The sequence below is a fragment of the Bacillus sp. FSL R9-9492 genome (genome assembly GCF_038007365.1).
In the GTDB taxonomy this organism is placed as follows: Bacteria; Bacillota; Bacilli; order Bacillales; family Bacillaceae_G; genus Bacillus_A; species Bacillus_A mycoides.
Map to the genome: position 1 here is coordinate 1 of NZ_JBBOXC010000002.1, position 14,947 is coordinate 14,947.

At 32.7% G+C, this 14,947-nt stretch carries 11 protein-coding genes and 5 pseudogenes; 9 read left to right on the forward strand and 7 right to left on the reverse strand.

Annotation, left to right across the window (positions count from 1 at the left end; all coding sequences use genetic code 11):
* A pseudogene (locus MKY70_RS28410) lies at positions 1-235 on the forward strand (transposase); the annotation flags it as partial.
* A gap of 244 nt (positions 236-479) precedes the next feature.
* On the opposite strand, the gene MKY70_RS28415 reads toward MKY70_RS28410, so the two are convergent.
* Together MKY70_RS28415 and MKY70_RS28420 are read right to left on the reverse strand one after the other, a co-directional pair.
* Positions 480-1,238, reverse strand: a complete 759-nt coding sequence (locus MKY70_RS28415; protein ID WP_341026494.1) for an NADH dehydrogenase subunit — start codon at positions 1,236-1,238, stop codon at positions 480-482.
* A gap of 1 nt (position 1,239) precedes the next feature.
* The gene (locus tag MKY70_RS28420; RefSeq protein ID WP_098009161.1) at positions 1,240-1,569 is read right to left on the reverse strand and encodes a PadR family transcriptional regulator; all 330 of its coding nucleotides are present in this window, start codon (positions 1,567-1,569) and stop codon (positions 1,240-1,242) included.
* A 365-nt stretch (positions 1,570-1,934) separates the two neighbouring features.
* On the opposite strand from MKY70_RS28420, the gene MKY70_RS28425 reads away from it, so the two are divergent.
* Both MKY70_RS28425 and MKY70_RS28430 read left to right on the forward strand, forming a co-directional pair.
* Complete coding sequence (locus MKY70_RS28425; protein ID WP_341026495.1) at positions 1,935-2,825, forward strand: tyrosine-type recombinase/integrase; 891 nt, start codon at positions 1,935-1,937, stop codon at positions 2,823-2,825.
* A gap of 85 nt (positions 2,826-2,910) precedes the next feature.
* Positions 2,911-5,955, forward strand: a complete 3,045-nt coding sequence (locus MKY70_RS28430) for a Tn3 family transposase (RefSeq protein ID WP_341026496.1) — start codon at positions 2,911-2,913, stop codon at positions 5,953-5,955.
* Between the two features lie 296 nt (positions 5,956-6,251).
* On the opposite strand, the gene MKY70_RS28435 is transcribed toward MKY70_RS28430, so the two are convergent.
* On the reverse strand, positions 6,252-6,530 hold the full coding sequence (locus MKY70_RS28435; protein WP_088031163.1) for an AbrB/MazE/SpoVT family DNA-binding domain-containing protein: 279 nt from the start codon (positions 6,528-6,530) through the stop codon (positions 6,252-6,254).
* 583 nt (positions 6,531-7,113) lie between these two features.
* Between MKY70_RS28435 and MKY70_RS28440 the strand changes: the two are divergent.
* Together MKY70_RS28440 and MKY70_RS28445 are read left to right on the forward strand one after the other, a co-directional pair.
* A pseudogene (locus MKY70_RS28440) lies at positions 7,114-7,986 on the forward strand (ComEC/Rec2 family competence protein); the annotation flags it as partial.
* A 2-nt stretch (positions 7,987-7,988) separates the two neighbouring features.
* Positions 7,989-8,201, forward strand: coding sequence for a DUF3006 domain-containing protein (locus MKY70_RS28445; RefSeq protein WP_088031164.1), 213 nt, complete (start codon positions 7,989-7,991; stop codon positions 8,199-8,201).
* A gap of 47 nt (positions 8,202-8,248) precedes the next feature.
* Here the strand turns inward: MKY70_RS28445 and MKY70_RS28450 are convergent.
* A pseudogene (locus MKY70_RS28450) lies at positions 8,249-9,005 on the reverse strand (SDR family oxidoreductase).
* Between the two features lie 323 nt (positions 9,006-9,328).
* On the opposite strand from MKY70_RS28450, the gene tnpA reads away from it, so the two are divergent.
* Together tnpA and MKY70_RS28460 are read left to right on the forward strand one after the other, a co-directional pair.
* Entirely contained in the window at positions 9,329-9,730 is a 402-nt protein-coding gene (tnpA, locus tag MKY70_RS28455) for an IS200/IS605 family transposase (RefSeq protein ID WP_241139311.1), read from the forward strand.
* A 5-nt stretch (positions 9,731-9,735) separates the two neighbouring features.
* Positions 9,736-10,065, forward strand: a pseudogene (locus tag MKY70_RS28460) (RNA-guided endonuclease TnpB family protein); the annotation flags it as partial.
* Positions 10,066-10,214: 149 nt separating this feature from the next.
* Here the strand turns inward: MKY70_RS28460 and MKY70_RS28465 are convergent.
* Positions 10,215-10,439 carry a hemolysin XhlA family protein gene (locus tag MKY70_RS28465; protein WP_193648235.1) on the reverse strand — a complete coding sequence of 75 codons (225 nt, stop codon included), beginning with the start codon at positions 10,437-10,439 and terminating at the stop codon, positions 10,215-10,217.
* Between the two features lie 590 nt (positions 10,440-11,029).
* On the opposite strand from MKY70_RS28465, the gene MKY70_RS28470 reads away from it, so the two are divergent.
* On the forward strand, positions 11,030-11,272 hold the full coding sequence (locus MKY70_RS28470) for a DUF3937 family protein (protein ID WP_240381055.1): 243 nt from the start codon (positions 11,030-11,032) through the stop codon (positions 11,270-11,272).
* Positions 11,273-11,763: 491 nt separating this feature from the next.
* Here the strand turns inward: MKY70_RS28470 and MKY70_RS28475 are convergent, their stop codons facing one another.
* Complete coding sequence (locus tag MKY70_RS28475) at positions 11,764-12,033, reverse strand: hypothetical protein (protein ID WP_088031166.1); 270 nt, start codon at positions 12,031-12,033, stop codon at positions 11,764-11,766.
* Positions 12,034-12,617: 584 nt separating this feature from the next.
* Here MKY70_RS28475 and tnpB point away from each other — a divergent pair.
* Positions 12,618-13,700, forward strand: a pseudogene (gene tnpB, locus MKY70_RS28480) (IS200/IS605 family element RNA-guided endonuclease TnpB); the annotation flags it as partial.
* A 221-nt stretch (positions 13,701-13,921) separates the two neighbouring features.
* Here the strand turns inward: tnpB and sbnB are convergent.
* Positions 13,922-14,944 carry a 2,3-diaminopropionate biosynthesis protein SbnB gene (sbnB, locus tag MKY70_RS28485; RefSeq protein WP_201033382.1) on the reverse strand — a complete coding sequence of 341 codons (1,023 nt, stop codon included), beginning with the start codon at positions 14,942-14,944 and terminating at the stop codon, positions 13,922-13,924.
* Between the last annotated feature and the right edge of the window lie 3 nt (positions 14,945-14,947).

A 14,947-nucleotide genomic window follows, 5' to 3' on the forward strand; every position in this document is an offset into this window, starting at 1 on the left:
CTGCAGCCATACAGCTGGGATAAAAATTCAACTTGAGTATGATTTGTTAAGTGGACAGTTCCTTCATATTCATACAGGTCCAGGTAAACAACATGATCGCACTTACGGCTCTCTGTGTGCTCCAACTGTGACAGCGAATGATTTATGTATCCGAGATTTAGGTTATTTTCATTTAAAAGACCTTCAATATATACAAGATAAAGAGGCCTACTATATCTCTCGTATCAAGTCAAATAGGGGCACGGCAACGATTCCTTCTTTTTGGGGCCACTCATGATTGTAATTTAATCGAAATATCACTTAAACACGCATTTTACAACAAATAAAAGGAATACATTTTGAAAGAAGATTAACCAAAATGTATTCCTTTATGCTAATACTTATCGAAAAATAGAGATATATAATAGACGCTTAAATGAATACAATCCAAATTAGGATTTTGTACATCGCCCAAGCTTCATCCTGTTTAATGGCTTGCTTCATGATTTTTTCTTTTTTTTGTAGAAATATATCCCTAAACAAATACCTATGACAACACAACCGATAATCGTTACTGTAATATACAGTGGGTCTTTATTTATTTCACTTGGGATTACCCTTTCTAAGATTGGGCCTATACACATTGAAAATGCTACAAAAATCGTAATCCACGATTTTGTATACAACGCAAACATAATAAAAATCAGAATACAAACAGCCGCAATACTATAATTTTGTAGTGTAGTTGCCACAAAATAATCAGTATCAATTTGTTTATTCATCCAAAAATAGAATCCTACCCAGACTCCGATAGCAATAAAATTAGCTAACATTACAAGAAATAGTGAACTTTTTGTAGATGGATATACTCTAGGAATTCCTTTGAATAGTGTAATTGCAAATACAGAAAGGGTCAGAAATAGGGGTAATGATCCAAATAACAATATGTTTTGTGAAATTTTGAAATGTCCTCTAATAGCTGGAGCAAAGCACATATAAGCGAGAATAACTAGAATTGCTGCAGGAATTAATACGAACAATCCTTCTTTATCTACAGGTAGTTCTTTTCCAATATTCTTCATATGTTGTTTTCGGCTTTTGCCAATAATAGTCTCTACACTTTTCCCCTTGTTTTCAGCTTCTATTAAATGGACTTCTAATTCTTCCACGATTCCATTTATATCTTCATCTTTTTTTCCTCGTTGCAATAAATACATTCTAAGTTCGACTAAAAATTGTTCAGACTTCGTTGATAACATGCTATTTTCCCCCTTTATTAATCACATTTTCAACAGATAGTTTTAAATCGATCCAACGCTCTTTAAAACTATCCAATTCTTTTTCACCTAATTCTGATAACAGGTAGTATTTTCGTTTTGGACCAGCCGTAGATTCCCTTAATACACTCGTAACTAATCCTTCTTTTTGCATACGTAATAATAATGGATATATCGTTCCTTCACTAAACGAATGAAAACCATAGCTATGCAATTTCTCCGTTAATTCGTAACCGTATATTTCCCCTTCTTGAATAATGGCTAAAATACATCCATCTAAAATACCTTTTAACATTTGCGTTGAGTCTGCCATTTCATCCCCCTTTTCATACATATTTTCTAGTAACTTGTAATACAAGGTAAATGATCACAATAATAACTTGCAATGCAAGTGTTATGAATATAAAAATAACACACAATAACTTGTAATGCAAGGTATATGGATTTACCTTTAAAATTACCACTCACAAAAACAGAACGATTTTAATAGTATCTATTTTTAACTTCTTCTTATGCTTTATCTTTTAACATAAATATTCCTTGATATATTTTTTTGTTAACAGAAGATGTCTTCCGTTAACTTATTAAACTTAATATAATAGATATTGTTTACGGAACACATTTAAAATCGATGATAAATTAAGTTTACGGAACACAATTGAAGAAAGAAGGATAACAATGGATTTTAAAACCTGGTTAAAAAATGAAGGGAAACGAGAGCAAACAATTCAAGTGTATGTTCGTTCAGTCCGTCAATTTATGGAATGGTTACAAATTTCACATGAACGAAATTGGAATCCTGATGAAATAAGTGCAAAAGTTATTCATGAATGGATTCATCATATGCAGACCATTGAAAAAGTGGCAAAGTCTACAATTAATAAAAGAATTGCCTCATTAAAAGTATACTGGTCGTATCTTATTGAACAAAGGATTGCAATATATGATCCCACCAAAAAAATAAAGATAAAACGTATTTCTAGGTTAGAAGACACTCCACGTTGGTTGAATGACATGGAACAAGTGAAATTACTTAACTTGATTCGACGAGAAGAAAATGAATGGAAACGAAAAAGAAATATGGCCATGGTTCGTTTAATGTTACAAGCGGGCCTTCGGATTAGTGAGGTAGTAAATTTAGAGATAGAGGATTATAGAAAAATTGGTAGTGTAGGAACTATTACAATTCGTGAAGGGAAAGGTGGTAAGCTTGATGTAGTAAAAGCAGTAAAAGATATTTGTCGCGCCCTCGATGAGTGGATTGAAGTTCGCGGACAATCTGTCGATAACACTACACTTTTTCTTTCCACTCATAAGAAAAAAATGACCAGACAAGCTATTCATAAACAAGTGAAACCACTTTTAGAGCAAGTTTCACCAAAAGGCGGAATGACAACACACAGTCTTAGACATACATATTGTAAAAGTCTTTTAGAAGTTAGTGGTGGTGATCTTGTGTTAGTTGCACAAATGGCCAGACATGAATCTATTGAAACAACACGTCGATATGTTACTCCATCTGCAGAAGAACAATGGAATATACTACAGAAGCTTAGTGAAGAAAGATAAAAATCTCGTAGAGATTATACATCATATTTTTAGACAAATGTAAATTTGAAATTGGGAGTTCCTATAACTAGAAAGGAGTTATGACATGCTTACTATTCAAGAAACAGCTTATCCAAGGTTAAAAAGTAATCCTACACCCAAAGAACTAGATAAGCTATTTTCTCCTTCATTAAAAGAATTAAATTGGACAAAAACACATTCTCGTAATCCATCTTCTCAGTTGAACTTTTTAATTTTGCTAAAAACTTTTCAGTGTTTAAACTATTTTGTTCCGATTACAGATGTTCCCCTTGTCATTATCAAGCATATTGCTAGAACATCTAATATTACTCTTTCTGGTAATGAAAAATGGGATTTTTATCATCGGACGGGAACCGGAAAACGTCAAATCACCATGATTCGGAACTATCGAAAAGCAAAATTATTTGATAATCAAGCCCGTCAAATTATGTTAACAGCAATGGAAAAAGCAGTGTTAGAGAAAGATGCGAAAAGTGATATTGTGAATATTGCGATTGACGAATTAGTCAAACATAGTTATGAATTACCTGCATTTCAGACGTTAGTAAAATCTGTAGACCATATCCATAGTATGGCTTATCGTACTTTATATAAACGAGTTGCAGATTCATTAAGCAATGAAGAAAAAGAAAAAACAGATAAACTATTTCAACAGATTGATGGGGCTACTTATTCTGATTGGTATGCGATAAAACGAGACCCAGGTCGTCCTACACTAGAACAAATCAAAACATGGATTGCACGAAAAAATTGGATTAGTGACCGACAGCTGGGAAGTAAATTTTTTCAAAATCTACTTATCCCACCTGCTAAAATAGAAAGATTAGCTGCAGAGGCAAAAACATTAGATGCGGCCCGTATGAAAGAACTTGAACAACATAAACGATATACACTAGCTATAGCTTTATTACATGTTCAATACGCCAAAACGATTGATGATATTGGAACAATGTATATCAAACGAATTGCCAAAGCTGAAAATAAAGCGGAAAGAGCTCTTTATGTTTTGAAAGAAAAACGAGAAAAACAAACAGACGAACTCATTACGACATTACGCGATACCATCACTACTTATCAACTAGAAGGTTCTTCTGAAACACGATTACAGTTATTAGAAACACTAATTGGTGGAAATCGTGGGCAACAAATTCTAGAGAACTGTGAAGAACACTTATCCTATACTGGAAATAACTATTATTCTTTTATGTGGAAATATTTAAAAAGTAATCGTTCTGAATTAATTAAGATGCTGGAGTCATTAAAGTTTAAATCAACTACACAAAATAAAGGGCTAGAACAAGCTATTTCTTTCCTATTAAAAAATAAACATAAAAAATCTGAATGGATTTCAACTATCTACACGCGTAAGAATGGAATGAATAAAAATGATTGGGAATCAGTTCCTCTTGTTGATTTAACCTGGATTCCTGAAGGCTGGTGGCGTTGGATTAGCTCTAACCGTAGAAAAAATGTATATCCAAACAAAATTAATAGACGACACTTTGAATCTTGTGTATTTTATCAAGTTAGAAATGAATTAAAATCCGGAGATTTATGTATTGAAGGTAGCGAACAATACGCTGATTATCGAGAGCAATTAATATCTTGGGATGAATGTCGCCAAAATCTACATACGTTTTGTGAACAAGCAGGCCTTCCAACAACAGCTGGGGAATTTAAAAAACAGGTGTATGATAAGCTTGAAGCACTTGCGAAAAAAGTAGATATTTCTTTTCCAAAGAATAAAGCTGTTACCATTCGAAATGGAGAACCTTTTATAACAAAATTAAAAAAGAAAAAAATATCTCCGTTATTAAAGGCTGTTAGAAAACGAATTGAAGAGAAAATGGTACCTATTAATGTTTTAGATTTATTGAGTGACACAGAGTATTGGTTAAATTGGACAAGATTTTTCGGTCCTATTTCTGGTTATGATGCCAAGATCGCTAAACCCTCTCAACGTTATCTAACAACCGCTTTTTGTTATGGTTGTAATTTAGGTCCTACTCAAGCAGCCCGTTCCCTTGGTACAGTGGATCGAAGACAGATTTCTTGGGTTAATGAACGACACGTTACTGAAGACAATATCCAGAAAGCCATTGAATGGTTAATTAATGCTTATAATAAATTTAATCTACCGAAATATTGGGGAACTGGAAATAGTGCGTCAGCTGATGGAACAAAGTGGGATCTCTATGAACAAAATTTATTATCTGAAAATCATATTCGTTACGGTGGGTATGGTGGAATTGGATATTACCATGTTTCAGATAATTATATCGCCTTATTCAGTCACTTTATACCTTGTGGTGTCTGGGAAGGTGTTTATATTTTGGATATTCTAATGAAAAATCAATCTGATATTCAACCTAATACACTGCATTCTGATACGCAAGGACAAAATGCACCGATATTTGGATTATCCTATTTATTAGGAATCCAACTTATGCCCCGGATTCGAAATTGGAAAAATTTAAAATTATTAAGGCCACATAACAACTCTAATTATCAGCATATTAATGAACTATTTACAACTTCGGTAAATTGGAACATAATTGAAGATCATTATGAGGATATGTTACGTGTCGTGATGTCAATTAAAATGGGACGTATTCATCCTTCTACTATTCTTAATAAACTCAGTGCATATAGCAAGAAAAACAAATTATATCAAGCATTCCGTGAATTAGGTTGTGCAATCCGTACATTATTTTTATTGAAATATTTATCGGACGAGGAATTAAGAAGTACAATTCAAGCGGCTACAAATAAAAGCGAATCTTTTAATGGATTTACAAAATGGTTATTCTTCGGAGGAGATGGAATTATTGCAGAAAATCATCGAGAAAGACAACGGAAAATTATAAAATACAATCATCTAATTGCAAATTGTGTCATTTTTTATAACGTCTTTCAACTTACTCGTATCCTGCATGAATACATCCAAGAAGGAAATGAATTAGACGAAGAAGTACTATCTGATTTGAGTCCATACCTTACCTTTCATATAAATCGATTCGGGAAATATGGATTGGACGATAATCGTCAACCACCCGATATCCAATTTGATATGGCCATTTCACCTAATGGATTAAAAGCTGCAAATTAAACAAAAATAGCCACAGTCTATTTATAAATAGATTGTGGCTATTTTATTAAGTGGCCCCAAAAAGAAGTAATCGTTGCCGTGCCCCTGATAGAGATGTGACGCTACCCCTACATGATTTTTCATCTTCATTCAGCCCTTTTATTTTCAGAACGAATATATAAATATCGTAACATCAAAGATATTTATGTCGCAAAAGTTAAATGTAGACTAGTTCGTTGTGTTGTTATTTTTTATAATAATTACGGTACGTGAAATTATTTTATTGATCTTTAAAAAAGCCCCTTTTAAGGAGCCACTTATTTCACAAGGTACTGTTTTACTTCTTTTATTAATAGTTCCGCACCTTCTGGACTTAATGTTATCTTACCATTTGCTAATGCTATGTTACGATTTGACACCTCTCCTGTTAATGCACAAACACGACCCGGCTGATACTTCTGTAAAACAATATCTTCACCTTCTACAAAGATCTCTAATGGTGATTTTTCTTTAATACCTAGCGTATTTCTAAGTTCCTTTGGAATTACCACACGCCCTAATTCATCTATTTTTCTAGTTACTCCGGTTGCTTTCATCTAATATCTTTCCCCATTTCATTATCAATTGTACCCAAGTTATTCTTTACTATTGTAACAAGCTTTTCCCATACATGAAAATTTATTTGCATTTACAAAAGAACAAGTAAAATAAATAGAGGATTTTTGGCACGATAACAAGATAAGTAATTGAAATGAAGCAATTCGTCAGCTCGTAGAGAAAGCGTTAAGTCTTAAATAATGACTATCCTTTTTATTCCCCCTAAAAACCCAAAAAAACACATGAAAATTCCTTATCTGCCTTTTCATATGTTTTTAAAATGAACAAGACCTATTGCATTAACTTGTCCATCGAAACACAAAATAAACAAATCTGAAGAGTCGTTTTTAAATTAAACCTCATTTTTTTAATACATACTTTAATCCTCTCATTTTCCGTTACTAGTGTAACCAAATATATTACTCTATTAGGCTTTGAATTATTGGTAAGAAATGCTAAAGTTAAATAAGTTAAAAAAATATACAAAGTGAGGCGATATTTTTGAAAAAGCTCAGTTTATTACTAACGGCATTTCTAATGATTGCTGCATTATTTATCCCTAATCTTGCAAGTGCTAAATCTTTCCCTGATGGTACATTTGGTGCAGACGTAAAAGTAACAAGTGAGCAGTCTGCTGCATTCTTAGCTCGCGTATTAGAACCAAGCTTCCGTCCTCCCCTTCCTCAACCAGAGGGCAATTTAGAAGTTCATTATATTGATGTAGGACAAGGTGATGCAACGTTTATAAAATCTCCAAGTGGAGAAACAATCCTCATTGACGGAGGAAACAATGGCAAAGGTAAGGTAGTGGCAAATTATCTAAAAGGACTAGGATTCCAAACCATTGATTATATGATTGCTACACACCCTGATGCTGATCATGTAGGTGGATTAGATGAAGTCCTAAATTCTATGAACGTAAAAAATGTGTATGCACCTAAAGTAAGCCATACTACCCAAACATTTAAAGACTTTTTAACTGCGGTAGCCAACAAAGGATTAACAATTAAAGAAGCAAAATCTGGTTTAAATTTACCAATCAATGGTTTAGATTCACAATTCTTAGCCCCTGTTAAAGAATATGGTGATGACTTAAACGAATGGAGCTCTGTATTAAAAGTAACGCACGGCAGCAAATCATTCTTATTTACTGGTGATGCTGAAGCAAAAAGCGAAAAAGATATGATTGCAGCACATGGTTCAAACCTAAAATCTGATGTATTAAAACCAGGTCACCATGGAAGCAAGACTTCTTCTTCTCAGCCATTTTTAGATGCAGTTAAACCAAATATCGCTGTTATCAGTGCAGGTGCAGGTAACAGATATGGACATCCTACACAAGAAACGTTAGCCAAGTTATCTTCAATGTCTGTTAAGGTATATAGAACTGATTTAAATGGAACTGTAGTTATTAATAGTGATGGTTCAGATATTTCAGTAAGAACGGAGAGATAACGATGCAAAGAGGTATTATTGACCGTTTTGAAGGAGCATTAGCAGTTATTGAAATCAATAACATAACAATTGATGTACCCAGATCCAAACTTCCTTCTAATGTAAAAGAAGGGGACGTTCTTATAATTGAAAATGATACGTATACAATTGATAATCATGAAACAGATAAAAGAAGATGTGAAATTCAAAATTTAATGGATAAGCTATTTGAATAATAGATTTTCAAAGTCAGCTCAATATAAGCTGGCTTTTTCCATTGCTATTATAAACAAGATCCGCCACTTGCATCGATTAATTCCCCAATTATCCAGCGACTGTTTGATGAAGCAAGAAAAGCTACAATATCAGCTATATCTTTAGGCTCCATCTATTAAAGGTCGAAAAACTTGCAGCATATTTCTGTCCATCTTGATTTCCCAATGTTCCAGCATTCATTTCTGCATTAATTATGCCAGGAAGAATGGCGTTTACCGTAATACCGCGGTAACCAATTTTGTTGTGCTAAAGTATGAGTGCGTCTATTAATTGCCCCCTTAGATATACTGTAAGCAAAAACACTTGTCGAGGTGACACATGTAACAAACGATGAAATATTGATGATCCGTCCTCCATCTTTTAATCGTGGTAAAGCCTGTTGGATAATAAGAAATGGAGCCTTAACATTAATATTCATAATCTCATCAAAAGACTCTTCTGTGGATTCTTCTAATGTTAAAATCCGCCCGATTCCAGCATTATTTACAAGAATATCAACCGTAGTATCGCCTATATGTTTTTGAAGGGATTTCTCCATCATTGGATACAATTTATTGATACCGTTAAGAGTGCTTAAATCCGCACTAATTATGAATGCGGAACCACCATCTTTTTTAATTTTATGCACCACTTCTTCTGCTTCTTCTTTTTCCATAGTGAACTACGACCAACGCACCATCCTGTGCCAAATTTATCGCAATATTTCGCACTATCCCCCTACTTGCACCAGTTACTAACGCGACTTTTCCCTTTAATGTATTCATTTCTTCAGCCCCTTGTTTAAAACTCATCCTAGTTATATCACAAGATGACCTTTGAAATGTTGCGCTCTTATTTGGCATCCATAAAACAGCAAAAAAAACATCTCATAAGAGTCGGCCTTTTCACTTCACACATACATTGGCTTTACAGCCCTTTTCGAACGAGAAAGCCCATTGCCTTTAGGCATGGGATGAAAGTGAGGTTGGATAAGGAGTACCACTAAAAATCACAAGGTTTGTGGTACTTTAAGTATCCAAAGTGTTGGTATCTTTTATTTTTCATCCTTTTTGTTGCAGTTAATTGAACAAACTAACACAATGTAACTATGATAAATGATTATAGAAGAACTAAAACAACCGTATCATTCATTAACTATCATTTTGTGTTTTGTCCACGATACAGAAGAAAGATTTTTCTAAATACAAAAGTAGAAGAATGCTTCAAAATGTTGGTTCAAGAAATATGTAATGAACTGGATATTGTTATTATCGCAATGGAATGTGAAAAAGACCACGTTCACTTGTTTTTAAATACACTGCCAACACTTAGTCCCGCCGATACAATGGCAAAAATTAAAGGAGTGACATCAAAGTATTTGAGAGAAGAATTTCCCCATCTCATGCACCTGCCAAGTCTATGGACACGTTCCTATTTTGTTTCTACTGCTGGAAATGTATCAAGTGAGACAATAAAACATTATGTTGAAAATCAAAAAACAAGGGGGTGAAACTTATGTCTCAAACCATAACAGTTAAAGTTAAATTGCTTCCAACAAAAGAACAAATCTGTTTATTGGAACAAAGTAGCCACGAATATATCAAAGTCATTAATGAACTTGTATCTGAAATGGTTGAAGCAAAGAAAAGCACTAAGAAAAGTACAAAAGATGTTCTTGCTAACCTACTAAGTGCGGTTAAGAATCAAGCGATTAAAGATGCGAAAAATGTGTTTTCTACAAAGGTGAAAAAAAGTAAATACCAAATCGTTCCGATTTTAAAGAAACCCGTTTGCGTATGGAATAACCAAAATTATTCATTTGACTTCACACACATCTCAATTCCGTTTAGCACATTGTTTTAGCTCCTTTTATCAGAAAAAAACGATTCATCCTCCACCTTCACTCCGCGCTTAGAGGAGGGGATCTTCTCGTTCACAAAATAAAAAGAGGGACAAATGCCCCTCTTACAATTACATCTCACTATTTCACAAGGTTAAATAATACCTTTTAATATCAATCCTAAAACTGACATAACTATCGCACTAATAATGATTCGCAAAATCCAGGTTGTGTTTGTACTTATTTTTTCTAATTGCTTATTGATTGTAGCTATGTCTTTCTCATTAATAGTTGTACGCATCTCTAAATTACGAATATCTCTCATGATTTCTTTTTGTTCCGTTTTTAGACTGTCAATTTTAGCGTATACATCTTCCATATATTCACACCATCTGTTCATCTTAATAGAGAAATCTATATGTATATTATGAGACAACCCTCTTAACTGTGAATGCATTCCACATATTCACACGCCAAATCCTTTGGTAAAACCTAATTGAATTACTTACATCTTTCCGTGCTTACATATTAAAATTATTAGTAGGATAATCCGCAGTCTTGCAAGTTCTTTTTCACAATCTGGGCCTCTTCTCCTATCCATATTTAGCTACTCCACTGTATTTCCTAAAACACTCATATATTTATCTACATATAAATATATGAGTGTTTAAATCTTTGCTTATATGTGATTTAGATAAGTCGGAATTAGAAGAGGAATCCTTAGTGATTCCTTTTTCTATTTGATATGAAAAAAGAACGGATTTTTCTACTTTAATTACGTCTTCCAATCCTAGTATCTAGAACACTCTTTATATGCTGTTTCGAAATGGTTCTTATTTTCCTCTGAGTTATATCTCCATTTATATTTTGCCAATCCGAATTATTAAGGTCATACTCACAATCTAACATCCTCTTTTTCTCCAACGTTAAATTAGATGTACAGTGGTGCTTTATGTTTAAAAGCAAAAAATGATTCTATTTTGTTTATGGTTATTTGTTACTTTAAATGTTGTTGAATTTACTATTAGTTATAATCAAAGAGATTATAGACCTACTACAGGCAATGAGGTGTTAATCTCTAAAACATTGCGAATAACATTACTAGATGTCCCTGAAGGAATATTTTGTTATTTCAGGTGCAATTTTCATATATCAATTCACAAAAAAATCACCGAACGAAAATGCATCTTTGTAGGTGCTTTTTTTCGGTGAACTATTGATAAATGAAATCCACATAAATCTTCACTAAATGTGACTATAGTCCCTTATTATTTCTTGAAATAATATGACACTTCCAAATTCAACATTTATGACTACTTTCTAATGCTTCTCTTATTACTGATTGCTTTACAAAAAAAACTGAAGGAACATTATCAGAGAAGTTTTGGTATACATGTAAAACTACTATATTTCCAAAGAACGTGTATAAACTGTGACAAACAAAAGATATAGTGTTAAAGTACAAGTAAAATACACGATAGAAATACGCCTTATATTTACTTTCTAATTACGTATACTGGAAATCAGAAAATTCACTATCACCACAACAGATCCCTACTCACTAATAATAACAATACAAATGTTATTATTGCTAACAGTGAACGTACTACACGTAAATAAAAAATTATATAAAGATATTTTCGCTACCTACTTGACAGAGAGTTGTTCATCCATCAACAACAGCTCTTTTCTAATACGTATATTTATACTTTATTAGCTTTATTTTTTTCTATATGTCCATATAAAATATCTCCTAGCTGTTGTACTGTTATTTCTTCCTTCTCGTAACTCTCTGTAGTTTGTAATAGAAACTCTAAATCAATTATTTCTTTCAAGATTTTATAAATAGAAAAAAAAGCTTTATTTTCTACGTGTATATCCAAATCCATTAAAGCTGAAATAAGTTTTAAATTTTCTCTATCTGCTTCTATCATTTTAATTATGAGTTCTTTTAATACCTTTTCCTGCCACACTATAAACAACTCCTTCAGATATTAATCTAAATAACTACTTCAGAATAACCTTATTAAATTTACTGCCATTTACTTATTATCTTTCAATTTGCTAAAGAATATTATAATCAATACTCTTGATAACTTATTTCTTTTTATATTATCCCTCAATATATTAAATTACTACTATGTTCTTTTTTTTAAAGTATACATCCTCTTCTTGACTTAAGTATAACAAAGATAATCAAAAAATAATTAATTAGATTTTGAAAATGAAAAATAAAACTATTTATGGAAAATTAAAGACATAATTTATGAATAAAGAAAAGGGTTCTTCTGTAAATAATTACAGAAGAAAGCGATTGATAGCAGATTACCAGCGGATTCGAATTTAATGCCATAAGTCTCCAAACAATTGATCGATGAATTCTTCTGATTTTGAACAAACTGGACCCTTAAATTTATCATTTTCCGACAGAAGACTCCTTCCTCAAAAATGTGAAGGTGTGAAACACCAATTTTAGGTGGGAGATGAATGTCGGTAGGCGTAAGCCTACTTATTTTGTATACTATTAAGAAGAATGCTAGAAAGTGAGGCGCAATCAATGTTAATAAATAAAGCATATAAATTTCGTATTTACCCGAATAAAAGACAAGAAATCTTAATTGCGAAAACGATTGATTGTAGTCGATTTGTGTTCAATCGGTTCCTTACTATGTGGAACAATACTTACAAAGAAACAGGGAAAGGATTAACATATAATTCTTGCTCTGCCGAGCTCACTCAATTAAAAAAACAGAATGATACGATATGGTTAAAAGAAGTAGATAGTATTGCGCTTCAATCTACATTAAAAAATCTGGTAGATGCTTTTTCACGCTTTTTCAAGAAATAGAATGATCCTCCACGATTCAAGTCCAAACGAAATAAAATCCAATCTTACACAACGAAAGAAACAAATGAAAATATCGCTGTGATAGGTAATCGAATAAAACTACCTAAAATCGGACTTGTGAGGTTTGCAAAGAGCCGTGAGGTAACGGGACGTATTCTAAATGCTACCATTAGACGGAATCCAAGTGGTAAATACTTTGTATCTTTGCTAGTTGAGACAGAAGTAAAAGAATTATCGAAAACAGGATCTTCTGTTGGGATTGATATGGGATTAAAGGATTTTGCTATTCTTTCAAATGGCACTACATACAAAAACCCTAAATTCTTTCGTACATTAGAAAAAAAATTAGCGGAAGCACAACGCATCCTTTCCAGAAGAACGAAAGGTTCTTCGAACTGGAGTAAACAACGTGTGAAAGTGGCACGAGTCCATGAACATATTACTAATGCAAGAAAAGATTACTTGGATAAAATCTCTACCGAAATCATCAAAAACCACGATGTAATTGGTATTGAGGATCTACAAGTAAGCAATATGCTAAAAAACGGGAAACTTGCCAAAGCAATCAGTGAAGTATCTTGGTCATAATTTCAAAATATGTTGGAATACAAAGCAAAATGGTACAGGAAGCAAGTTGTAGTTGTCTCAAAAATATTTACTGCTAGTCAGCTATGTTCGAGTTGTGGTTACCAAAATAAAGATATTAAAAGTATAAATCTTCGTGAGTGTCATTTTCCTCCTCGTGGCACACATCACGATAGAGATATTAACACAGGACTAAATCTTAGAAACTACGGTGATAACCTAGTTAAGTTTCTATACTTAGAAATCTCCCGCTTCAAACATTCCGTTAGAACGTTAAGTAGTGAGTGGTTCAAATACAGTTTTGAAATACACTTATATCTCATTACATTACCAAGGATAATACTAATCTATCTTATTCAAAAAACATTTGAAATAAAAAAAGATGCTCGAAAGCATCTCACTGACTAAAAAATTATAATATTTTCAAATTAATATAAATCCAAGTATTTACCAATGTTATTTTTTAGAGCATTCTCATAAATCTCATATGCACATGAAATATCCTCAATAGCCATTCCCATGGGGTTTAGGATAATTAATTCATCCTTATGTTCTCTCCCTGCTTTTAATCCAGTAATAATATCCCCTAATTCAGCATGTAGCATCTCTTTAGAAAATTTACCTTCTAAAACCAATTGATTTATTACTTTTTTTTCTCTATTTGCTTGATCCCAATCATCTACAATTACCTTATCCGCTTGTATAAATAATTCACTTTCTAAATCCATAATAGATACATTACTAATAAATGTTCCTTTTTGAATCCACTCTGCTTTAATATATGGCTTATTCGCTACTGTACATGTAACTAATACTTCTGCTTTTTCAACAGCATCCTGAACTTTATCGGCAACCCGAAATGATATATTTTTATATTTTGACTGAAACTCTTTTATTAGTTCTTGTGCTTTATTTAGCTCCACATCGTATAGTACAACATTCTTAATACTTTTGAAATTTTCTAACATAGACATTACATGCATTTTAGCAATCAAGCCACAACCAACAATAGATAGATTTCTAAAGTCTTTATTGGCTAAATGTCTCGTAGCAACTACAGAAACAGCTGCTGTTCTCATTGCACTTATAGAACTTCCCTCTAAAATAGCAATCGGGAAATTTGTTTGAGGATCATTTAAAACAATTAATGCACTTGCCCGTTCCATGTTTCTCAAAGATGGATTATCATGCTTACTTCCAATCCATTTAATACCAGAGATAGACGGCTCACCTAAATGTGCAGGCATAGCGATAATCCTATCAGCAATATGTTCATCTTTTTTGTTAGTTTTTAAGTATGGTTTCAGTGGTTGACTAAAATCCTTACGAGAGTGTAGGATTAATGCACGTTCTACGCCCTTAATATAAATATCAGAACTATTTTCTTCTAACTTATGAACATCTGCTCTACTAAGATAAAGAATTTTCGGCTCAACAGCTTTATTAGTCATTCA